This is a genomic window from Paenibacillus sp. MMO-58 (assembly GCF_037146255.1).
Lineage (GTDB): Bacteria > Bacillota > Bacilli > Paenibacillales > Paenibacillaceae > Pristimantibacillus.
The window spans coordinates 1027785-1050535 of record NZ_JBBCVY010000002.1; the positions used below are offsets into that span (position 1 = coordinate 1027785).

The window sequence follows — 22751 nt, forward strand, 5'->3', positions numbered from 1 at the left end:
AGGTGCCTTATGCAGCGATATCATTATTTGGCGCAATGCCGCCATGACGTAGATCCCTTCAACTGCTTCCGCGATATGGAACATAAGCTTCAAGACCGGATGAAAGACGCCGAAGTCCGTCATCTCAGCCTGTTCCACGATGGATCCAAGCTTTTTCTCTACTATGAGAGCTCATTAAAGGATGCGGATCCGCACACTCTTTTCGAATGCTGCGAATCCGGACTTGAGCAATGGCCGGGTGCGGACACGCCCCGGAGATGGGTGCCGATGATGGACATTTTCCATTATCAGCAGCCTGTCAGCGCGGAGCATTGGCACCGGAGTCAGCTTTCGCCAAAGCCTTATGCCCGGATCGCGCGGCTGAAGCCGGAGAAAGTGGCAAGCTATACTTTCTACCATTATCAATACCAGGAAGAGCGTCCCGGAGACGGAGACAAATACGGCATGATCGCTCTCTATGAGAATCTATTGTTTTTCTATTCCGAATCGCCGGATACCATTGAGCCGCCGCCTTATACAGGTAAGCTTGACACCGCAAATACGCCGTCCGATTGGCAAGCCGCAATGGATCCCCACTTCATCATGTGGGACCAGGACGCCGGCAAATCTCTGGCCTGGCTGGAGATTCCCCTGCTGCTCCAGCTTAAAGGTGAAGCTTATGGCGAGGAGCATGTACGATGAGAACAACATATAGCTTAAATGGCGAATGGGATTTTATGCCGCTGTATGAGCATGGCGCGGATTATACACTTCCCGAGCAACTCATTTACGAGGAACGGAAAGTACAAGTCCCGTCCAGCTGGCGTTCCTCCTACGTGCGTGCATCTGGCAAAAGCTTTGGAGAAATAAAGGGGCACGGGTATGCTCCCTATGATTTGTATGGTTATCCAAAGGAATGGGCCATGGCGGATGCCGGAGTGCTCCATCGGGTGTTTCAGGCGCCGGAAAAGATGAGCGAGCGTCTGTTTCTCAGGTTTGACGGCATTATGCAAAAAGCCGCCATCTATCTGGATCATCAGCTGATTGCTGTCTGGGAGGACGGTTATCTCCCGCTTCTCGTGGAGGTAACGGAGCGAATGCAGGCGGGAGGCAGCCACCAGCTGCATGTCGTGTGCGGCAGCTTTGACAAAGTTACGCTGCCTTCCGGACAGCAAAAGGTTACCGGGCTGGTCGGCTCCTGGTTTGGCGCTCTGGCGAGGGGCTTATGGGCGGATGTCTATTTGGAAAGCAGACCGGTTGTATCTCTCACGGATGTAACGGTCCGCACATCGGTCCGGGAAGGCCGGCTTGACGTAAATGCCGGGATAAGCCATCCCTCTATGGAACAGGTAGACTCGTCTATTAGAGTTGAACTGCGCGTAAGGGAGAGCAGCTCGCAGACAACCTCCCCTATTATCATTGCAGCTGAGGCTATTTCGGGCGAAGGCCTGGGTGAAGGCCAATCCAGCCAAGCCGTTTTCTCTATCGAATGGGCCAATGCCAAGCTGTGGAATCCGGATCATCCTTTCCTCTACACGCTGGAGCTGGTGTTAATAGACGGTGACCGTATACTGGACCGGCTGGAGGAACGGTTTGGTTTTCGCGAGATCACTTCCGAGGGTCCTCAATTTTACTTAAACGGAACTCCTATTAACCTGCGTGGCGATTCCTGGCATTTCCAAGGAGGGATTCAGCAAACGAAGGAGTACGTAAGGAACTGGTACCGCATGTGCAAAGAAGCCGGCGTTAACTGCGTTCGCCTTCATGCGGAGCCGCATCCGGCTTATTATTTGGATATTGCCGACGAAGAAGGCATGCTGATTGTGGACGAAACCGCGATCTACGGCTCCAGCAAATCGATGCAGGCCGATCATCCCGAATTTATTACGAACTGCAAGGACCATATCCGAAGACTGGTGGAACGGGACAGGAATCATCCTTCCGTTATTCTGTGGAGCCTTCAGAACGAGATGCGCTGGGTAGACGGGCGCGACGGCTTCAAGTTGCATATCCCGTCTATGATGGCTGTCATTCGCGAGCTTGACTCTACCCGCCCTATCATTCTGGAAGGCGATAACCGTCTTCTCGCCAAAGAACTTACCGAGGTAGAGACCCGGCATTACAACATCGACGGAACCATTGACGGTTGGGACCGCAAGGCGCCTCTTGTCTTTGGTGAGCATGGCGGCTGGTGGTATATTTGCCCTCAGAACAGCAGCATGTACGTTGGTCATCTTGCGTACAAGGATACGGAGGAGTGCACGAAGGGGCTGGCGGAAAAGGAACGCTTGTTTATCGAATATGCAAGGCGGCAAGGGGTATCCGGCTTGTCCACCTTTAACTTTGCCCATTATTTCATGCGTGCGATGCCCGATCGGGACATCCCGCTTCAGCTGTCCGATTCAGACGCAGAAGGTCCGCAGCTGAAGGTAATTCCGCGGTACTCCCTAACCCTTAACAACGGCCTCCTTCCGGAGGAGTATCCGATGTACCGGAAAAATCCGTCTTTTGATATTTTGGCCGCCGCCTTTAAGCCTGCTACTCTTATTCCGGTGGAATATAACCGATCGTTTTTTGATGATGAGCCTATTGTCCGAAGCTTTGATGTATATAACGACACGCTTTATACCCGTCAGACGACCGTTATTTGCGAAGTCCGTCAGGAAGACCGGCTGATTCATAGGGAGACTTTCGAGTTCCGGCAAGCCCCGGCTGATCGCACCGCAGTAACAACGACATGGATGCCGGAGCTTGTTAATGAACGATCTCCTATTCAATTTCATGCCGTATTGCTGCATGATAACGTACCTATGCATGAGCTGGATTTGAGCTTCAAGCTATATCCATCCCGATATAAGACGGAGCCCGTCGTCATCAACCGTCCCGTCGTTTATATAGGCGGCGAGCAGGACTATGCTATTATTCGTGCATTGCTTCCGGCCTGCAAGCCCATCCCTACGGAGCAGATCCCGCAGCTGTCACCCGAGCATCTCCTCGTGGCGGGAAGCAAACTCGAAGATCCGGATGGACGGCTTGAGGAGGCGCTTAACCGGTACGTCAGTCAAGGCGGCAGGGTTGTGCTGCTCGAGCAGCTTCATTTGTCCTTCGGAGATTTGGCGATATCGCGGCAAGACTTTATGAGAGCTCATTCCGGCGATTATAGCCATCCCGTTCTTCAAGGACTAGGTAACGACGATTTCATATTCTGGCACGAAGAGCTTCGGGAAGACGGTCCTCTTCCGATTATCCATGCTGCCTTCGAGAAGCCGGTTAAAGGCCCTTTCACTATGCTTCTGGAATGCAGCGCGGGAGATTTCGGGGATGGCGGAGATTTATGGTCGCCGCTTCTGGAATACCGGAGCAAGGAAGGTCTGTTTGTTGCCAATCAGCTGGAGCTGATGGCGCACTTCCACCGGGTACCGCAAGCCTGCCTCCTGCTGCGCAATTTGCTTGCTTATGCGGGGAACGCCGAGGATACGATCGTCCTTCGTACAGGCGCGTTCATAGAACCAAGTGGAAAAACGGAAGCTTTCCTGCGTACGCTTTGCGTTTCATTCGATCTGCTGCGGGAGCTTCCGAACAAGCCGATTGATGAATATGACCTAATTCTGATCGAGCCGCATCTGCTCGCAGATCCCAATTCGGCATCCGTTATACGGGAATATGCGGCAAAAGGCGGTAAGGTCGTCATCCTTCCTGCTGTAGACGGGCAAGAAGCTGTGCTGGCCGCATTGCTTGATCAGACTGTCATTGTCCGGGAGAAAGCAACGTATCATCTTGAAGCGGACTATTCGAAGCCAGCGGTACAAGGCTTCAGTCCGGTAGATTTGTTTGGTTACGACAAGGTGTTCTTGTCTCCGCGGGACGTCGTGAACCGCCCTTTCGCTTCGCATTGCCTGTCGGCGGATGGCGCTGACGTACTGTGCAAGAGCGTGGAAGGTACCGCGTGGCACGATTATTTCATCGGCCAGCATACGGATGAATACAGCAGATTAGCTCTGGTTGAACTGAATCGGGAGAAAGAACAACCAGCCGGGCATTACCTCCTTCAAATGCAGGTTGGCCAAGGACTCTTTCTGCTCTCTCAGTTTCTTCTGGAAACGGAAAGCGACAAGTCGATTCGTTTGTATACGAGATTGCTTGCTAATCTCGGCGCGTCGTTTGATGACGGTCTCCTGTCGGCAGTCAAAGGCAGCGGTCAATGGGCCGTGGAGAATATCATGGCCATGCCTTGCCGGCCTTATGTCGATTTCGAAGCCATGAAAGCTTACTATATCGATCCCGAGTTCTCGCTCAACAATCTAGGTGAAGGACTTTACGGCTGGATGCAAAAAAAAGAGCGGAGCCGTTATGACGGAACGTTCCGCATTCCTAATCCAAACGGAGACCGCTGGTTTGTCAGCTGCTTTGTTTATTTGCTGGACCCTTCGTCTGGCGAAAAAACCGGACGGCTCCTAATCACAACCAACAGCTCCTACGAGATTTATATGAACGGCGCTCAAGTACCGAATCCGGAGAAAGAGATCTCTCTCCAAGCCGGGATCAACCGCCTCATTGCCATAGTGGACGGCACGGAAGAGGACATACGGATCGGTATGGTATTTAAAGATACGGACGGTACTCCGATGAAGCATCTGCAATACAAGCTGACTCTCGACGAAGTAGAACCCAAATAGAATAGGAGGAACGTTCTCATGAGCAAAAAGGAACTCGTTTCCAAAACCGCCGCGGCAGCTAAGGATGAACTTCTGCGTTTAGCGGAGGAGAGCTTGTCCGTCAGCTGTCATGCCATACCCGTCTGGCATATTCCCGGCTTTTATTTCGATACCGCCGGACACCAGGCCGCGAAAAAACTCATGGAAGCCGATGCGCAAGCTGCTTACGCGACAGCTCTGGCTTACCGGCTTACCGGCAGGCCGGACTATGCGGACAAAGCGGCGGAGCTGCTGCAGGGCTGGGCTTCTATTAACCGGGAGCTCGCGGATAAAGACGGTCCGCTGGTATCCGCCTATTTGGGATCAGGCTTTCTTCAAGCGGCGGAGTGGATAAAAGCTTACCCGGGATGGCGTCCAAAGGATCGGGATTCATTTGTCCATTGGATCACAACTGTTCTATTGCCGAAGTGGGATGATATCCCGCTTCGGAACAATTGGTGGAGCTGGAGCTTGTATGCCCAGCTGCTGCTCTATCGCTTCCTGGATGATCAGGCCGGTTTTGCGGAGGAGGTCGCTCATCTGAAAGAGCATATCGACTCCTCCCTATCGCTTGCCGGCTTTATCCCGGAAGAAACGTTACGAGGAACCCATTCGATCTGGTACCACTATTTTGCTCTTGCTCCTCTTACGGCAGCAGCCAAGCAGGTACTGGATTATACCGGCGAGGACTTGTTCCGCTGGACTTCCCCAAGCGGCAATACCATCAAGAAGGCGCTTGATACGCTGCTTTATTATGCCGACGGCAATGCCGGGGAGTGGCCATACGAGAAAGGCCAGAACGTCCCGAATCCTCTCTCTCCCCAGACTTGGCCTCTTGATCTCTATGAAGCCATGTCCAACATTTACAAGGATCCCGAATACGATCGATTCGTCTCCCCGCATCGCCCGATCATCGGCAACCGGAACAAAAACAGCGGCTATTTTCAGTCCTACGCCTTGGTTTTCCCGGAGTTGCTATGAACATGAACAAACAGGGCTTCCCAGAATCATTTTGGGAAGCCCTGTTTTGTTTTTCTCTTTTATTTTATCTTCTCTAATGCTTTAGTCATCTGCTCTTCATTTTCTTTTACAACATCACTGTCTACTGCATTTACTCCTCGATAGGTGTATTTTGTATTTTGCAGGAAATCGAATGCAAATGCTTTGATTGGTCGATTGTCTGAATCGTTATAATAAATATCCACTACTGTAGCGATAAAAATGTTCACCAGCATATAATGGTCATTTTTAGTATCCCTTAAGTATTCCTTCGATTTGAATTGATTTACTAAATATTTCTCATAGTCTCTGAGTTCGTTTCTATCTTCCAGCTTGTAGGATTTCGCAAGATTAGATATTTGATCAGATTTTTCTGTTTCCGACAGATCGATGTTTGCAATTCCGTTTACTTGTTCAGCCCAGTCCGTATCAAAAGTCGTCATTGTAATTGTTTGGGATAGAGAATCATTAGAAATTTCGGAGCCACTTTTGAAGGTAAAAGATGATAGAACAGTAAGAGTCAGAAGAACGGCAGATAAAATAAACCAAAGAATGTATTGTTTATTCCTCCTACGTACAACTCCTACTATTCCAATAACCAGAGTAACAAGAAAAGCAATTATGCAGAATAAAAACATCAGACTTGTATCTCCCCCTCATACACTTCTCTCCTACATTATCGGAACTAAGCGGTGCAGAGATAACCCTCTGCACCGCTTTCCTAATTTACTCTGCTATCAATCCACATTTGCCGTTTCCATTCCTTGCAAAACATAATTAGCATCCCGCAACAAATAGGAAGCTGCTTCCGCCTGAATATGCTTGCCGCTTTGCGCCTCCACATGATTGATAAAGGCTTCCAGGCTGCCGTTTTCCAGCTTCATCGTTAAGCTATTTGCGATGCCCTGTTTATCAATCCAGTTCAGCTCATAGAATTGCACAACTAACTCTTTCAGCGAACCGATGTCGGCATAGGTGCTGAAGGTTACCGTGCTCTCCCGCGTATTCCCCGCGATGTCAGTAACTGAAACCGTAAAGATATGGGAACCTGCAGCCAGCGTATACAACGGAATAGCTGCTCCCTGCTCCACTGTCTGACCATCCAGCTGCGCAGTTGTCTTGCCATCATCCACTCCGGAGACGGTATCCAAGACCTTCCAAAACGGAGTCACCGTTTCCGAGTTTGCGTATGCCTTCTCTTCTAATCCCGTAATAGAAGCTTCGGGTTTACTAGCATCCAGCTTAAAGCTTATCGATTTGTTGTCTTCTCTATTTCCAGCCGAGTCAACCGATCGATAGAGCAACGAATAGCTCCCGTCTTCACTAAACGTAAGCTGACTCCGATAAGGAAGCCAGGTAGCTCCGCCATCCGTACTGTATTCCGTGCCTGCCACGCCGGTTCCGCTGTCGATTGCGCTCAGATCAACGGTTACAGGCTGTGAATACCAATTTCCCATGCCATCAGGCTGCGTCGGAGTCATCGCCGCCGCCGTTACCGGAGCGGTCCGGTCAATCCGCGTAAACTTGACGTCATCGAACCAGAACTCGCTGAAGCCCCCAACATAAAAGCCCACCGTTCCGGATGCATTATGCTTAGTATCCGTACCGTCCAGCCGTAGCTCCCCATTGACATACACTCTTATTCTCGCCCCGTCTACCAGAACCCGGATGTTGTACTCCGAATTAGGCTGCAGATCCTGACCGGAGAAGTTATTCGTTTGCAGAACCGTCCAATTCGGACTGTATAATAGCCACTGTGACGTGCCATCCGCTAATTTCCGGTAACCAACCTTGCCTGAAGTACCGGAAGCCTGTCGGTCATACACGTAAAAGGTGCCCTGAGCCGGCATTTCGGCAGGCATCTTCAGCTTGAAGGTTAAGTCATAATCGGTAAATACCTTCGGATGAAGAGAGGAAGCTCCCGCTACAATGCGGTACATCTTATTGCCGTTTACGGTTACTATGCTGCGGTTCGGGTCAACCGGCCAGCTGTTCGCCCCTGAATCGAAATCCGTATACAGAAGGATATCGGAAACGACTATCTTAATGGAAGCCGAAGCTTGCGGATTGGCAACGGAGGTAACCGTAACCGTCGTTTCGCCTTTTGCCAGGGCAGTTATCTTACCGCTCTCGTCAACGGACGCAATATCCGGATTTGCGGATTGCCAGACAACGGCACGATTAGCCGCATCCGACGGATCGAATTGAACCTGCAGCTGCTGCTGTTCGTCAATGACCATGTTCAAACTGCTTTTATCCAGCAGCAGGCCGGCCACGTCGGTTGTTGGAACCTTGAACTGAATATCGTCAAACAACAGATAATCAAAGCCGCCGGCATAGAACCCGACTTTGCCCGAAGAATTAAAGGTCGGATCGGACGCTTTCAGCTTCAGTTGGCCGTTGGCATAAACGCTGATCTCCTGTCCCTTCACCATAATTTTGATGTCGTATACGGTATCGGGCAGCAGATCCTGGGAGGCTAACGTATTTTGCTTAATCGTTGCCCATGCCCCATTATATAAAATCCACGAGGAGGTTCCGTCCGCAAACTTCCGGTATCCGATTCTTCCGCCGCTGCCGCTTTGATTCAGACGGTCGAACACGTAAAATGTTGCCAGCTCCGGAATAACCCGCGGCGTCTTCAGCTTGAAGTCAAGCTCGTAATTGCTGAAGTCGTTATCGTTCAGCGCCGTCGCGCCTTTGAGCAGCTTATACATGTGATTGCCGCCGCCAACGTCTACAATGCTGCGGTTAGGGTCGGTTGGCCAGCTATTCCTGCCGTTCTCGAAGTTCGTATCGTCCATAATTCCGTTTCCGACCTCAACGGTCACCTGGACCTCATCCTTCAGAAGCGGATTGTCCGCGGACGCTGCCGTAACGGTTGCGCTGCCCAAATTCACTCCCTTCAGCTTGCCGTTTGCATCCACTTTGACGATAGTTTGATCACTGGAGGTGTACACCAGCGCGGAATTTGTCACATTCCATGGCAGCACTGCTGCATACAAGTCATAAGATTTGCCGATTCCGATCGCAAGACTGTCATCATACAACTCCACGCCTTCAACTGGGATAACGTCAGGAGCCAGGTATGTCCCCGCTTTTTCGGTTAACCCCATCTCGCTGAACGGAATATGCGCAAAGCCCGGTATTTGCTGGAATACCGCCGCGTCGGACTTCAAATTCAAATTCCCGCCGGCTAAGTCTACAAACCCAGGATCCGAGTTCGTTACCCAGTTGTTCGCGTATTGCACCAGATTAAGCTTATCGTAAGCGCCGTTTGCGTTTGTCGTGCTGCTTCTCGCTTTTGTCGGATTGTAAATAACATTGTTCTTAAACGTATTGGTGTCCGGATAATAGCGGTTCTCCGTGAAGAAATCCGCCAGCTCAGGATATTTGGTCAGATGCGGCATGCCAACGAAGTTATTGTACTTATCGAATAAAGCATGCCACGGACCCATGTAGTTTTTGGAGATCTGCTGCTCCGGACCGTCGCCCAGGTACATATCCGAATATTCATAAGGCGTCTTGGCGTCAATAAAGAGATTATTGCTGGTGCGAATATGAGCGCCGCCATTGTTCAGAATCGCGGAATTACCCATCCGGTAAAAAATATTTTCCTCAATCGTAAGCCCCATCGTGAAGTTGTCCGGATATACCCCTTGCACGCCGGCTTTGCCTTCCCCGATATTGTGAAAATAGTTCCTTCGGATAACGGTTCCCCGTTCCTGCGGCGATGCTCCTAGATTCATATAGATCGCGCCAAGATCCGAGAACGTTTTGCACACGTCGTAAATGTTGTTGTATTCGACAACGTGATCGTTGCCAAAGATAAGGACACCCGGGTGAGGAGCGTCATGAATTTCGTTATGGGATATGCGGTTTCCGGCCCCGGTCAGGATGACGGCAGGATTATAAGCTTTATGATAATAGGCAAAATCATGAATATGGCTGTTCTCGACCACGTTATTCCCCGGCTCCAACGTCAGCCTGTCGCCTCCGTTCAGAATGACCCCCGTTCCCCCGATATGGTGGATATGGGTGCCGATCACCGCATGATTCACGCCGGAAGCTTTGGCGAAGTCATCGTACAGCCACCGGCTTTGGGTATTGATGCGCACCCCGCCCTCGGTGAAATTGCGGATCTCGCAGTGCACGATCCGGACATGGTTGCCGCCCATGATCACCGCCGCGGAATCGCGGCCATTTTCCATTATCAGATCCTCGAAGTTCACGAATGACGTATTTACCGTATTAATCAGCGGAGTCTTCAGCATCGTTACGGTAATCTCCGGATTGGCTTTCTGCTTGAACGCAGCGGTCGGCATGAAATACAGGATGCCTTGGCTCCGGTCAATATAATACTCTCCAGGCATATCAAGCTCTTCTAATAGGTTCTGGGCAAAATGAAAGTCCGGGTACCAGTTTTTGAACAAACCGCTCATTTCCCCGTAAGCCAATGTGATGGTTTTGCCCACGGTATCAATAGAAGCAACCTTGTTATAGGACCATTCCCAGCTATAGCCGAAAATGCCGTCCAGCCATATATCGTCCGCCTGCGTCCATAACGCCGGCCGGTCGTAAGTATATTTGAAAGTGCCTCCACGGGTCTGCAGGTCAGCATCCTTGCGGGTAGGGCCGGGGTCAACGATATCGCCTATTTGTACCGTCCCGTTATTCGGCCATCTTGCCAGAGTCATGCCTTGGCCTTCCACATACAGCTCCATAGGCGGCGTCTGGCTGACATCGTTGGCTTTGTAATAGCCATGACGGCTCAAGACGCCGTAATCAGTAATGCCATGCGCCTTGAGGTCTACCTGCAATACCTTTGTTCTTGCGTCCGTGCTGATAATCCGATTCAATACCGCTTCGCCCGTTACAGGCTCGAACCAGTCCTTCTCCAAATTCCGGCCTCCGCTCAGACTGACGGATTCTCCCGGATAAGCCTTATAGGTGATCGGTTTATCCGCCGTACCCGAATCCTGCTCTTCGAGCTGAAAGCTTCCGGTCCGGTTGTAAACGCCGCCTCTTAGATAGACCGTAACGCCTCCGCCTGGCAGTCCCGAGCTTTGCTTTAATTGACGGACGGCATCTCTTGCCTTCTCCAGAGTAAGAAAAGGCGATTCTAAAGTCCCAGGATTGGAATCGCTTCCATTTGGCGAGACGAAAAAGACCGCTCCGGCATTTTCGCCGGAACCTGCGCTTGAATCCGGGGATTCCGCGGCCAAGACGCCTCCTGCAGGAAACCCGCTCAGAAGCAAAGCCATTATCCATAAGACCATCAGCATTTTCTTCTTCATGCTTAATCAAATCCTCCTTATTGCTTGAAATAGAAAGGGAACCTTGTGGTTCCCTTCGCTTAGCCTTTTACCGATCCAATCATCGTTCCTTTCTCGAAGTATTTCAGCAGGAAAGGATATACGACAAGCACGGGCAATGTGCATACGATTACGGATGCCATCTTCAGGCTTTCGGGAGCCGGAGGGATCATATTCGTTGCCGTCGTAAACGGATCTACCTTGTTTTCGATTAAAATTTGCCGGACGACCTGCTGCAGGACAAACTTCGACTGGTCGGTCACGTACAGCAAATTGTCCATAAACGCGTTGATATGGTGAACCATGGACCACAGTCCGATCGTGACAAGCGGCGGAATCGAGAGCGGTAGCACGATGCGGAATAAAATCCCGATATCCCTGGCTCCGTCGATCCGGGCTGCTTCAATCAAGGCATCGGGAAGCGACCGGAAGAAGGATAACATGACCAGAACCTGAAAAGCATTAGCCGCCGTAGGCAGCACGTAGACCCAAAGGGAGTTAAGCAAATGCAAATCCTTCATCAGCAAATAATGAGGCACGATTCCTCCGTCAAAAATCATGGTGAAGAGCAGTAGCAAAGTAAGGAGCCGCTTGACGGGAAAATCGGGACGCGATAACGGATAAGCCGCGCAGACGGTAACGAGCAGCGTGAGAGCCGTGCCCACGACCATCCGGAAAATCGTATTCGAGTAGCCGGACCAGATAAACGGATAATTAAGCAGCTCTCGGTAAGCCGTCCACTGGACATCCCGCGGGAAGAAATGGAACCCGCTCCGGAGCGCTTCCCCGCGTCCGCTAAATGAAACGGCTATGACATGGATAAACGGATACACAACGATTATCGCGAGCGAGGCCAATACAAAATAAATGATGCCGGGGGCAATACGTTCCTGCCATCTTGTCGCCTTCATGACAAACTTCCTCCTGTCCCTACCATAATCCGCTCTCTCCCCGGCTCATTTTCCGTACAAGCAGATTGGCGCCGAGAATAAGCAGAAGGCCGACCAGCGACTTGAACAGACCAATCGCCGCCGTGTAGCTGTATTGGAATTGCTGCAAGCCCACCCGGTAGACATAAGTATCGATCACATCGCCGGTTTCGAACGTAACCGGGTTAAGCAGGTTGATGATCTGTTCGAAATTCGCGCTTAAGAACCCGCCCAGACTTAGAATAAACATAATCGCGATCGTAGGCATAATCGAAGGTATATTAATCTTAATCATCCGCTGCCAGCGGTTGGCGCCATCGATAATCGCGGATTCCTGAAGCTCCGGGTTGATGCCGGTCAAGGCGGCGAAATATATAATAGAACCCCAGCCCAGATCCTTCATAATCGCGGAAATAACAACTATGGAGCGGAAATACTCCTTTTTCCCCATATAGAAAACAGGCTCTACCCCAAACCATCCCACGATTTCAGCCAAAACCCCGGTCGTTGGCGACAAAAAGTAAATAATAAGCCCCGACATGATGACCCAGGATACAAAGTGGGGCAAATACATCGTCATCTGAATAAAGCGCTGGAAGTAGCGCGACCGGACCTCGTTAAGCAGCAGCGCCAAAATGATCGGCGCGGGGAAAGCAAAAAGAAGCAGATACAAATTAAGAAGCAGCGTATTTTTAAGGAGACGGTAAAAGTCGCTGTTCTGGAACAGCTCTTGGAAATGCTGCAGCCCTACCCAAGGACTTCCCCAAATGCCGTCCACCACTTTGAAATCCTTAAACGCAATAATCACGCCGTACAGCGGACCGTATTTGAAAATGAAGAAAAAGAGAAACGAAAACAGAAATAACGAGAGCAGCTCTCCGTGCTTGCGTATAGTCTTCATGCCACACTTCCTTGCAACCTTGCCCGGTCCGCCCGCAAGAGCTGGCATCAGCCCTTGCGGGTCCGCGGAGCCGGCCGGTTAATTTTTAAATTGCGCCTGGTACAGCTCGTTGGCTTCTTTGGTTAATTCATCGCCGCCTCTAGCCTTCCATTCCGTTACGAATTTATCGAAGTCGTCAAGCGGAATTTCACCGCTGATAATCTGAGCGAAATACTTCTGCATAAGCGCAGTCAAGTCAGCCTTGTATTTGCCGTCGGACGGCAATACAGAGAACAGAAGGGCATCCGTCAGGTTCGGCGCGGACGAATACGTTTTGATCGCTTCGTTCAGCTTCGGATTGGAATACTTCTCGCGGTACGCCTGCGTCGTAATGTTGCCAAGCGAGAAGAGGCGAATACCTTCCTGGTCACGCTGCTCCTGCTTCTCGAACGAAGGAAGGAACTTGGTAGCTCCCGATGCGGCTCCGCTCTCCGCAAAGTCCCAATGCGTACCTTTAACGCCAAGGCTGGTCATATTGATGGTCTCTTCGTCGCTGCTCTCCGCGCGGAGAATTTCGTACAGCTTCTCCAGCTTCTCAGGCTGGTCCTTCACCTTGCTGCCGATCACGACAAAGTTGCTCTTCACGCCCCAGTCCCATGATCCATCGCCGCCCGGGCCTTTCGGATTTTTCGAGAAGACAAGCTCCGCGTCTGGACTTAAGGATTTCATCTCCGTTACGGTCCCGCCTTCCGGAAGCGCGCCTTTTGCGATTTGCTCTTCAATGACGCCAATCCGGTTGTTGTACAGCTTCTTGCGGTAAGAATCCTGCGTATCGGTAATAAATTCAGGGTCGATTACTCCATCCGCGTACCACTGACGCAGCTTCGCCAATGCTTCCTTCGTCTCCGGCATAACGGAGCCGTTCACGATCTCGCCGTTTTTCTCATGCCACATCGTTGGCTCCACGCCAAACGCCCCAAAGATCGAATAGAAGCCGGAGGACCAGGTAGAAGTGGCTGTACCGGTCAGGCCGTAGGTATCTTTTTTGCCGTTCTTGTCCGGATCCTTCTGCGCAAACGCGTATACCGCCTGCTCGAATTCATCCAGCGTCTCCGGCACCTTCGCAATGCCGACATTATTAAGCCAATCCTTGCGCCAGAGCATACCCAGATCATAAGGCTTCAGATCGATAAACATCGGAATCGCCCACAGCTGATCATTAAAGGTAACCGTCTGGAACAGCTTGCTGTTTTTCTCGATATCGGCATAGTATTCCGGCATCTTTTCCTTCAATTGATTAGGATCAATGCTCATGAGCACGCCTTGATTCTGATAAGCCGATACGTTAGCGGGATCTCCCAGCATAAAGATATCCGGAACATCGCCGGAAGCGATACTGGCATCGGTCACTTTCACCGGCTTGATCTTGACGTTAAATTTCTGTTCCAGCCATTTCTGAACCTCCGTATTCTCCACGACGCCCGCAGCCTGGAAATGGATCCCCCATGTAATTTCAATCGGCTTTGCGTTTGCTTCTTTCGTTTCCGTCGGCGCGCTTTCGCTCGGGCTGGCAGTCGGATCCGTTGTTTTATTATTAGTTGCGTTATTCGAGTTGGAGCTGCAGCCCGCGAGTAAACCCGCAGCCATGATTGCCGCCAATGCGGCCTTGCCCATTGTCTGTCGTTTCATTTGCAATTCAATCTCCCCCTATTGATTCGGTATAATGGACCGCATCCAGGCTCTGGCTCCCGGCCGGGTTATGGGAGCGGTTACAATATTTACGATAGCCTTCTCCGCCGGCGTTCTCAATCCTCTATTCCGATTCTCTTTTATGTTTTTCCGCTTTTGCGCCGTTTGGAAGGCCTTATGTTTTTCTCTTTTTTGTATGTTTTTCGCGTATTTCCTTACCAAGGGAGGCAACTGTGATATAATCCCCGTATTAGCGCCCAATGCTTGGCGCTTCTATATGTAAGCGCAATCATTGAGACAAGGAGTGAATCCAATGCCGGGCTCAATCAAGCAGAACAGCATGTTCGTGAAGCAGCTTCTTTCCTTAACCGCTATTGCCGTCATCACGGTTATCCTTATTGCATCCGTTACTTATTCCATCTCGGCAAACAACAGTATTCAAAATGCGATTACATACAACGAATCTGTCCTTACCCAGCAGCAAGAGCTCATCCACAAAGAATTAACCTCCATTAAATATAACGCTTCAAGCATGATTGCGACCCAATCGTATCTTTATCAAATGAAAGGGAGCAAGCTTAGCGTCAGCTCCCTTATCGACTTAACCGGCTTTGTAGCCGAACAGAAAAAAATCAGTCCTTACATCGATTCCATCTATATTTATTACGCTCCGCTGGAGCTTGTCCTGACCTCGCGGCAGGAGATCCGGACTTCCCCGATCTCCACCTTCGCGGACCGGTCCTGGCTGGATACGTGGAAGCAGCCTTCGGCAAGCCGTTCGGTCTGGATTACCGGGAGAGAGGACGGCTTCTCCCCCGATCATTCCGCAGCCAGTCTGCTTCAAAAAATGCCGCTGATCGGCCAAGTAAACGGCGCTATCGTGATCAACTTGAAGCTGGATCTACTGTTTAACGACTATTTGAGCCATTACCATAATAAAAAAGGCACCACCCTCGTTCTGGGAGCAAACTCCGAGCTGCTCTATACCGATGCGACGGACGGAGATAAGCTGCTGAAGGCCGTTAACCTTCACCGTCTAAATGCGGAAAGCGGCTCCTATATCGATAATTCCGACCGGATCATCTCCTACACAACCTCCGAGCTGACAGGCTGGAAGTTTGTCGACGTTACGGAGAAGTCGACCCTCCTGCAAGGGATGGGGCGTATCAAAGTGATTGTGGTTAGCGTAGCCGCGGCTTATCTGACAGCCGCAATCGCCATCTCCTTTTTCGTGTCGAGAAGATTGTACCGTCCGCTCCACAGCGTCATCTCTTATATTGAGAATGCCGCGCATGACCAGCGGGATGGTGCAATCAAACCTCATCCGACCGGTGACGAGGCGGGCTTTATCCGGCAGCGGTTCGAGCATATGATCCGCAGCTGGGAGACCCTCGCCAAGGAGAAAAGGCAGGTTGATTCACTGCTCACCGACAACCGTACGGCTATTAAAGAAAAGTACCTGAACGATCTGATCCAAGGCGGCGAAGGGAACGGGCAAGCCGTGGAGCTGCTAGGGCTCCGGATCGATTTCTCCCGGTTTGCCTTGCTTACGCTTGAACTGGAGGAGCCTTATCCCGTAAAAGACGATCTATTTCATTTCCACCTGCTGCGTTACGGGTTTATGGATGAACTAGGCGCGGATATCGACGGTGAGGTATTCGCCAAGGATGATAAAAGAACGGTTATCCTGTTGGCTGTTCCACCCGACAACGACGACTTCCCTCTGGAATATGCCAAGAGGCTGAAGCAGCATATGCTCGCCAGGTATGGATTAACGGTTACGATTGCGGTCAGTCGAATAGGCACGGGAGCGGAATCGGTAAGGCTGGCTTACGAGGATACGATTGCTGTCTTAAACCTGAAAATCTATATCGGTAAAGGCGAGGTATTGCCCAGCTCAATCTTAGGCGACTGGCAGACCGGGGAAGAAGAGGCTTATTACTATCCGTATGACCTGGAGGCAAAGCTGCAGCAGGCGCTGCTTCAGACGGATAAAGAGGATTGCTTCGGTACCCTCCGGGAAATCACCAGGACCGCGATCGACAAGAAGCTGAGCAAGGCCAATATCCAGCAGCTGTTCTTCCAGCTGAGCGGCGAGATTGTCAAAACTCTTGTCCAATCCCGGGGGGATATTTCCGCCGTATTCGGCAGCCGTGCTGCTTATGCCGATCTGATCGCGCGTGCCGAGACGCTAAAGGATATGGAGAATTGTCTAATTGAGATGTGTGGCAGAATTATCGACTTCCACCGCGAGAAGCGCTCCAAAATGACGGATGTTACCTTGCAGCTCGCTATCGATTACATGGATGCGAATTTCAACAACAACATTTCCGTAGATACCGTTGCCGAATACGTGGAACGCAGCTCCTCTTACTTAAGCCGTATTTTCAAAGAGTCCACGGGTATGACCATTAATGACTATTTGATCCAGCTGCGCATAAAGAGAGCGACGGAGCTGCTTGGGCAGGTTAATCTGTCTATTGAAGAGATCTGTCATGAGATCGGGTATGCCAATGTCAGCTACTTCAATAAGGTCTTTAAAGCCCGTACGGGGCTTACGCCCGGGCAATACCGGCAACAGCAGGCGGCGGATAAGCTGCTCTCGCAAGGATGAAGAGAAAAAACAACAAAAGGTCTGCCCAAGAGCAGACCTTAAAGAATAACCATCCATTAAATCGCGCTGACGACTTCCGTATTCTGAATCAATGCAACCAGGTAAGCCAGCGTTAAGCCTTGCCCCCAGCCTTGCACCCGCTTCTTGGAAATCACCTTGTAGTCGTCCGCCGAATACATAACCGCCGTGCCGGCGGATACATTGCGGACCGAGCCGTCATCATCGATATTGGCACGGATGCCTCCATAAGCTTTAGCCATATAATTCTGATGCAGCGGATGCGCATAAATCGTCAAGGCTGCGGCAATGCCGGCGGAAGCCGAGGTTTCCTCGTACGAGGTCTCGTCATTCAAGACCGTACGCCACAATCCGTCCGGTGACTGCAGTCTGACCAGGGAGCTTAACTGATCGCCAAGCGCTCCCCCAAGCTGCATCCACATCGGCATAAACGGATTAAGCATTTTATGAGCCTGGGCCATTGTATAGGCCGCCCATGCATTTGCTCTGCCCCAATAGATCCCGGACAGGTGATCTCCTCTTAGATTATCCCAAGCGTGGTAGAACAGATTCGTCTTTGTATCCTGCAAATATTCTTCATGCCAGTAGAACTGGTTAAGCGCATCGTCGATGTACTCCTTCTTGTCCAGCTTGAAGCCAAGTCTAAGCAGGAAATACGCCGCCATAAACAACGTATCCGCCCACGCCTGCTCGGGAAAATCGTTTTTGGACGATACGGTATGCTGGAATACGCCTTCTCCAAACCGGATCGCATCCTTGCGCAGGTATTCGGCTTTCATTAAAGCGAGATCCAGGTATTTCTGGTCGCCCGTCGCTTCATGCAGCGTCAGCATCGTATGTCCCATGGCGCAAGAATTAACCATTAAGGCCGGCAGCCCCAGCTCCAAATATTCGTCCACCCACTTCACCAGAAAATCGATATACTCCTGATTTTTCGTTACTTCCCAAGCTTTGCTGATGCCGTAAAAGGCAACTCCGCAGGACCAGTTCCATGTAAAATCCATATTCATTGTTCGGCGTACGACAAGGTCAATCAGCTCTAATACTTCCTCTTGGTTCACTTCAAATTTTTTCATCGTCCAAACCTCCGTCTGAAATCGTTCTCATACCCCAAGAGTAGCATGAATTTTGCAAGTATTTCTCCGCATATATGGACAAATACTGCTTAAACCCCGCAAATATTGATATAATGAGTGTACAATTGTCCATGAAAGGAGCTCATCGCATTATGACGATTACATCACTTCCCAATATCCTCCGATTTGGTTCAATCAGCGAACCGTTATGGATTGAATTCGACCGGAGATTCGGCTACCATTCCATGGACACCACCCATTATCATCGTTCGTACGAATTCTTTTATTTGTACAGCGGCGAAAGAAAGTTTTTTATACGCGATTCCGTTTATCAGATTCAGTCAGGTGATCTTATCCTCGTCAACACCAATGACGTTCACCGGACTTCCGAGCTCAGCCAGCCCAATCACGAGCGGATTGTCCTGCATTACGACCTGCCGTTCTTTGACGGTTTATCGCAGGAGGAGACCGAACTGCTGCTGTCTCCTTTTGCTTCCGCGCATCCAATCATCAAGCTTAACCTACAGGAACGCATGCAATTGGAGGCTTTGTTCGAATCCCTGCTGCGCGAGCTGCACGAAAGTCCGCCAGGCTATCAGCTGCATGTCCGGAACATGGCCGCCGAATTGCTGCTGTTTACGGCCCGCCACGTTCAGAGACGCAAGGTGCAGCCAAGCACCCTGCTTACCCCGGTTCAGCAGAAAATAACGGATATTGTCCGCCATATCAATCAGTATTTCAGAGAGCCAATGCTTCTAGATGACCTGGCCAAGCGGTTCTTCATCAGCAAGGGACATCTTAGCCGCGTCTTTAAGGAGGTTACCGGCTTTGGCTTTAGCCAATACATCAACATTACCCGGATCAAGGAAGCGGAGCTGCTGCTGAAGGAAACCGACTGGAGCATCACTCAAATATCCGAGCATTGCGGCTTCGAGAACTTTTCCCACTTCGGCAAGGTATTTAAGGAGCTGTCCGGACTTTCCCCCCGTGCTTACCGGAAGCTGGAGCAGCAACAAAAATAACGGTTAAGCAGCAGCTTAACCGTTAATGGAAATGCGAGATATAGTCAAACGCCGTTGTGCCGTAGACGCTCTTGAAATGTTTATTCAGATGGGCCAAATCCACGAATCCGCATGCGGCTACCGCCGAATAAATATCCTTGCTGCTCTCGATCAGCTTCTTGGCCCTTTCGATCTTGCTGTTAAGAAAATATTGATACGGTGAAATTACGGTATGCGCCTTGAATAATCGGATAAACTGATATTTTGATAACCCCAGCTCCATGCTAATCTCATCCAGCTTCAGAACATGATCCAGGTTATGGTGAATCATGTCCTTCGCTTTTCGGATCAAGGCATGGTCCGTTCTCCTGCCATATTGCGAAAGACTGGAATCGGCAAGGCGATCCGTTAGAGCAAGCAATAATTCGCTGCACAACGCTTCATCCTTTTCACTTAAGATGGCATTCGTTAAATTAAGCACCCTATGCTCCAGTTCCCGGTCGTACACAATAGGATTCGAGAACCGAACAATCTCCTTCTTTTCCATAACCTCCAGCAGCAGCTGCGGCTCAATGTACAGCATGACGTAATCAAGACCCGTCTCGTCATGCGCCATTCCGTCATGCGTCTGCTCCGGATGAAACAGCATAATGCCGTTCTTATGGGATAATTGCAGGCTGCCGTCCAGGTTATAGCGCTGAATGCCGCGCAAGGTAACGCCGATGGCATACTCCTGATGGGCATGCTTCTTATATTTAAACTCCGTCATTGTAGCCGATAACGCGGTAATGCCGGCCGACTTTTTATAAATAAACCTCTCCATCTTACTCACCTCGCAACGCTATACCCAAATCATAACGGCAGCGTAAGCTAAAAATAAAGCCATAACCAGATTAGCAGTCGTATGATGTTTCTGCAAAAACGTTTTAAAGACCTTCCCGAAAAGAACCCATGTGAAAAAGGCAGCAAACCCTATTAAAGTGATGGCCGCAATACCAACGGACACTCCCGTAAACCCTCTGTAAGTGGGCAAAATAAACGCCGGAATGACAGTTAACGCAAACAGTACGGTCTTGGGATTCAAAAACTGCAGCAGGACGCCAAATCGAAAGGTAGCCTTTTGGTTTGCGTCCGATTCCGAATGCCGGCTTCGGACCATCCGGTACGCGAGATAGACCATATAGGCGCTTCCGATCACCTGCAGGACCGTAATAAACTTAGGCATTACCGACAGAAGCACCGAGCTTAACGCGGCCGAACAGACAAGCAGCAAACCAAAGCCAATCGTCGACCCATAAGAAAAGATCATCGCCTTTTTGGTACCCGCGTTTGTGACGGTAGACAAAATCAATATATTCGTTGGCCCGGGTGTAAACGTTGCAATCAAACAATAAACAAAAAAAGATGTAGTATCCATGAGAAGCCGCTCCTTTCACGCTCTTCTCCTATCCTACATCCGAATGGAAATTGCCTATAGTATATTATTGCAGCTTATTCTAAGCCTTTGTGCTTCAAAAATAAAGTGGAATTGATGACCAGCCCCTCCTCGGGCTGTGTCCGTCCAAGGATATGCCAGCCTTGGCAACGAAGAACCTCCTCGTCAATCGCTTCATACATAATTTGTTTCATCCCCTCCGCAGTACGCATAGCGACTAGGGGATCCGAAGCGGTGCGGCTTATTTGTTCCAGCACAGCCTGCTTGTTTCTCACAAGACTTGCGACAAAGATCCGTTTGTATGGGCCGTAATCGTAGTTGGCCCCATTCTCCAATACGACTTTTACTTTGGATCCGAGGCCTATATGCTCGAGCAACAAGCAGGACGCATCGTAAGCTAGCGCATCCTTCTCCAGGCAGACAACCTCCACATCGCCCAGCAGATAAAAAATAATCGAGCTTAACGGCATCGGTCCGCTGCCGACAAACACAACGGGAGCTTGCTCCAGCTGGCTATCCGGATCAGTGAAGCGGCGAAGGGTGTCCAGCTCCTTCTTCGCCAGCGCTATGTAAACCGGCCAATTCGGGAGATTTCTAACGGCATCCAATCCGAAATCCTGAGCTTCGCAGGCTTGCCTGGAATCGCTGAGCTCCGTCAGAAACTCGGCTTCCGAGAGCTTATCCTGCAGCTGCCGCTGATGCGTCCGAATATATTCGTTGCTCAGAACGGCTTGTACCTCCTCCGGTAAATAACGGGAACGCAGCTGGGCGAAAATACGGCTAATGACGCTTGTTACCAACTGATTAGACGGAGACAAATCTATTTCCTTCTGAAGAAGCTCGTTGGCTTCGCGGATAAAAGCAATAAAATCATCAACCACCTGCCATCTTGGCAGGCTGCCCGCAGATGCAGCCGTCCCCGTAGAATAAACCTCCATTTACGCAACTCTCCTTCATCCCGCATATATTCGAAATATATTCATTTTGCCCGGGATGTAGAAGGGAATCGAGACAAACCGGTCTATTCCGACAAGAGAACAAGGCATCCTTGTTCCAGATAAACAGGAGCCGGATGCCTTGTTTCTAGCCTTTAGTTACGCCGGAACACTTTGAACGCCTGAAATTTGCGTCAAAGTTAACGATGCCGGTGCTTCCGTCACCGCGGGCAATCACCTGTCCACAGATTACAGTTTACGGGCCGCAACACCTTCGAAGCTGATTTTCACGGGACGAATCGTATTATCTTCATTAAAGTAAAGCTTATCGATGCACACCACGCGGTGGTTCGCAGCCGTTTCGGTCAACGGGCGTCTATGGTAAACGATATAATATTCGTCCGTATCCGGGATTTGAAGATATCCGTGATGTCCTGCCCCGGTTGCCACTTCCGGATCCTGCTGCAAGATGGTATCGATTCTCTCGAATGGACCAAGCGGCGATTCCGCAAGCGCATAAGCGACCCGATAATGAGGACCGCCCCATCCGCCTTCCGCCCACATGAAGACATATTGGCCGTTCCGCTTGATCATGCACGGTCCTTCCACATAGTCCTTTGGCGTTACTTCGCGATAGATCGTTCCGTCCTCGAACGGAAGCAGGCTGATCATATCCTGGCCGAGACGGACGACGTTGCAATGTCCCCAGCCACCGTAGTACAGGTATACCTGACCGTCTTCATCCCGAAAAACATGCGGATCGATAGGCTGCGCGCCATGGTGGAACCGGTCGATAAGAGGTTTGCCGATTGCATCGAGGAACGGCCCCTCCGGCCGGTCCGCGACACCGACGCCAATGCCTCCAAGCTCATCATTGCTTTGAATATCGTTAGCGGAGAAGTAGATATAATATTTGCCGTTGCTCTCGATTGGCGATGGCGCCCACACCGCTTTATGCGCCCACTTGAAATCCTTCTTGTCCAGAACCCGCTCTATTTTGGTCCAGTTGACCAGGTCGTCGGAATGGAAGGCATCCAGATACAGTTGCTCCTCGTATAGCGCCGAATAAGTCGGATAAATCCAATACCGCCCATCAAAGATTCTCGCCTCCGGATCGGCATACCAGCCGGGAAAAATCGGATTGCCTGATGTAAGGTTATTGTTCATTGCTATTTCCTCCTGGAAAT

15 protein-coding genes are annotated in these 22751 nt (G+C 50.5%); 5 read left to right on the forward strand and 10 right to left on the reverse strand.

Annotated elements, in window-relative coordinates; translation table 11 throughout:
• Positions 1-9: 9 nt before the first annotated feature.
• From WFJ73_RS10335 to WFJ73_RS10345, 3 genes are read left to right on the forward strand one after another with little or no spacing between them, the layout of a single operon-like run.
• Positions 10-681, forward strand: coding sequence for a hypothetical protein (locus WFJ73_RS10335; RefSeq protein WP_336772945.1), 672 nt, complete (start codon positions 10-12; stop codon positions 679-681).
• The gene (locus WFJ73_RS10340) at positions 678-4655 is read left to right on the forward strand and encodes a glycoside hydrolase family 2 protein (protein WP_336772946.1); all 3978 of its coding nucleotides are present in this window, start codon (positions 678-680) and stop codon (positions 4653-4655) included. Before WFJ73_RS10335 ends, WFJ73_RS10340 begins: the two co-directional genes overlap by 4 nt.
• Positions 4656-4673: 18 nt before the next feature.
• On the forward strand, positions 4674-5654 hold the full coding sequence (locus WFJ73_RS10345; protein ID WP_336772947.1) for an alginate lyase family protein: 981 nt from the start codon (positions 4674-4676) through the stop codon (positions 5652-5654).
• Between the two features lie 59 nt (positions 5655-5713).
• On the opposite strand, the gene WFJ73_RS10350 is transcribed toward WFJ73_RS10345, so the two are convergent.
• The 5 genes from WFJ73_RS10350 to WFJ73_RS10370 form a co-directional block, all read right to left on the reverse strand.
• Positions 5714-6310 (reverse strand): hypothetical protein, encoded by a 597-nt coding sequence (locus WFJ73_RS10350; protein WP_336772948.1) that lies wholly within the window; start codon positions 6308-6310, stop codon positions 5714-5716.
• Between the two features lie 99 nt (positions 6311-6409).
• Positions 6410-10969: an Ig-like domain-containing protein gene (locus WFJ73_RS10355; protein ID WP_336772949.1), complete on the reverse strand. Its 4560-nt coding sequence runs from the start codon at positions 10967-10969 to the stop codon at positions 6410-6412.
• A 59-nt stretch (positions 10970-11028) separates the two neighbouring features.
• Entirely contained in the window at positions 11029-11898 is an 870-nt protein-coding gene (locus WFJ73_RS10360) for a carbohydrate ABC transporter permease (RefSeq protein WP_336772950.1), read from the reverse strand.
• Positions 11899-11917: 19 nt separating this feature from the next.
• Positions 11918-12817: an ABC transporter permease gene (locus WFJ73_RS10365; protein ID WP_336772951.1), complete on the reverse strand. Its 900-nt coding sequence runs from the start codon at positions 12815-12817 to the stop codon at positions 11918-11920.
• A gap of 78 nt (positions 12818-12895) precedes the next feature.
• Positions 12896-14485, reverse strand: coding sequence for an extracellular solute-binding protein (locus WFJ73_RS10370; protein WP_336772952.1), 1590 nt, complete (start codon positions 14483-14485; stop codon positions 12896-12898).
• Positions 14486-14798: 313 nt separating this feature from the next.
• Between WFJ73_RS10370 and WFJ73_RS10375 the strand changes: the two genes are divergently transcribed.
• Positions 14799-17099, forward strand: coding sequence for a helix-turn-helix domain-containing protein (locus WFJ73_RS10375; protein ID WP_336772953.1), 2301 nt, complete (start codon positions 14799-14801; stop codon positions 17097-17099).
• Between the two features lie 56 nt (positions 17100-17155).
• On the opposite strand, the gene WFJ73_RS10380 is transcribed toward WFJ73_RS10375, so the two are convergent.
• A complete protein-coding gene (locus WFJ73_RS10380) occupies positions 17156-18193 on the reverse strand; it encodes a glycoside hydrolase family 88/105 protein (RefSeq protein WP_336772954.1) in 1038 nt (345 codons plus the stop codon).
• Positions 18194-18345: 152 nt separating this feature from the next.
• Here WFJ73_RS10380 and WFJ73_RS10385 point away from each other — a divergent pair, with 152 nt between their 5' ends.
• Positions 18346-19215 carry a helix-turn-helix transcriptional regulator gene (locus WFJ73_RS10385; protein ID WP_336772955.1) on the forward strand — a complete coding sequence of 290 codons (870 nt, stop codon included), beginning with the start codon at positions 18346-18348 and terminating at the stop codon, positions 19213-19215.
• A gap of 22 nt (positions 19216-19237) precedes the next feature.
• Here WFJ73_RS10385 and WFJ73_RS10390 read toward each other — a convergent pair whose 3' ends face one another.
• From WFJ73_RS10390 to WFJ73_RS10405, 4 genes are all read right to left on the reverse strand, one after another.
• The gene (locus WFJ73_RS10390) at positions 19238-20017 is read right to left on the reverse strand and encodes an AraC family transcriptional regulator (RefSeq protein WP_336772956.1); all 780 of its coding nucleotides are present in this window, start codon (positions 20015-20017) and stop codon (positions 19238-19240) included.
• An 18-nt stretch (positions 20018-20035) separates the two neighbouring features.
• A complete protein-coding gene (locus WFJ73_RS10395) occupies positions 20036-20611 on the reverse strand; it encodes a LysE family translocator (protein ID WP_336772957.1) in 576 nt (191 codons plus the stop codon).
• Positions 20612-20685: 74 nt separating this feature from the next.
• Positions 20686-21567 (reverse strand): nicotianamine synthase family protein, encoded by an 882-nt coding sequence (locus tag WFJ73_RS10400; protein ID WP_336772958.1) that lies wholly within the window; start codon positions 21565-21567, stop codon positions 20686-20688.
• A gap of 246 nt (positions 21568-21813) precedes the next feature.
• Positions 21814-22731, reverse strand: coding sequence for a glycoside hydrolase family 43 protein (locus WFJ73_RS10405; protein ID WP_336772959.1), 918 nt, complete (start codon positions 22729-22731; stop codon positions 21814-21816).
• Positions 22732-22751 lie beyond the last annotated feature (20 nt).

Coding starts and splice junctions, on each gene's coding strand:
- WFJ73_RS10335 (WP_336772945.1), top strand. CDS start 10: ATGCAGCGATATCATTATTTGGCGCAATGCCGCCATGACGTAGATCCC.
- WFJ73_RS10340 (WP_336772946.1), top strand. CDS start 678: ATGAGAACAACATATAGCTTAAATGGCGAATGGGATTTTATGCCGCTG.
- WFJ73_RS10345 (WP_336772947.1), top strand. CDS start 4,674: ATGAGCAAAAAGGAACTCGTTTCCAAAACCGCCGCGGCAGCTAAGGAT.
- WFJ73_RS10350 (WP_336772948.1), bottom strand. CDS start 6,310: ATGTTTTTATTCTGCATAATTGCTTTTCTTGTTACTCTGGTTATTGGA.
- WFJ73_RS10355 (WP_336772949.1), bottom strand. CDS start 10,969: ATGAAGAAGAAAATGCTGATGGTCTTATGGATAATGGCTTTGCTTCTG.
- WFJ73_RS10360 (WP_336772950.1), bottom strand. CDS start 11,898: ATGAAGGCGACAAGATGGCAGGAACGTATTGCCCCCGGCATCATTTAT.
- WFJ73_RS10365 (WP_336772951.1), bottom strand. CDS start 12,817: ATGAAGACTATACGCAAGCACGGAGAGCTGCTCTCGTTATTTCTGTTT.
- WFJ73_RS10370 (WP_336772952.1), bottom strand. CDS start 14,485: ATGAAACGACAGACAATGGGCAAGGCCGCATTGGCGGCAATCATGGCT.
- WFJ73_RS10375 (WP_336772953.1), top strand. CDS start 14,799: ATGCCGGGCTCAATCAAGCAGAACAGCATGTTCGTGAAGCAGCTTCTT.
- WFJ73_RS10380 (WP_336772954.1), bottom strand. CDS start 18,193: ATGAAAAAATTTGAAGTGAACCAAGAGGAAGTATTAGAGCTGATTGAC.
- WFJ73_RS10385 (WP_336772955.1), top strand. CDS start 18,346: ATGACGATTACATCACTTCCCAATATCCTCCGATTTGGTTCAATCAGC.
- WFJ73_RS10390 (WP_336772956.1), bottom strand. CDS start 20,017: ATGGAGAGGTTTATTTATAAAAAGTCGGCCGGCATTACCGCGTTATCG.
- WFJ73_RS10395 (WP_336772957.1), bottom strand. CDS start 20,611: ATGGATACTACATCTTTTTTTGTTTATTGTTTGATTGCAACGTTTACA.
- WFJ73_RS10400 (WP_336772958.1), bottom strand. CDS start 21,567: ATGGAGGTTTATTCTACGGGGACGGCTGCATCTGCGGGCAGCCTGCCA.
- WFJ73_RS10405 (WP_336772959.1), bottom strand. CDS start 22,731: ATGAACAATAACCTTACATCAGGCAATCCGATTTTTCCCGGCTGGTAT.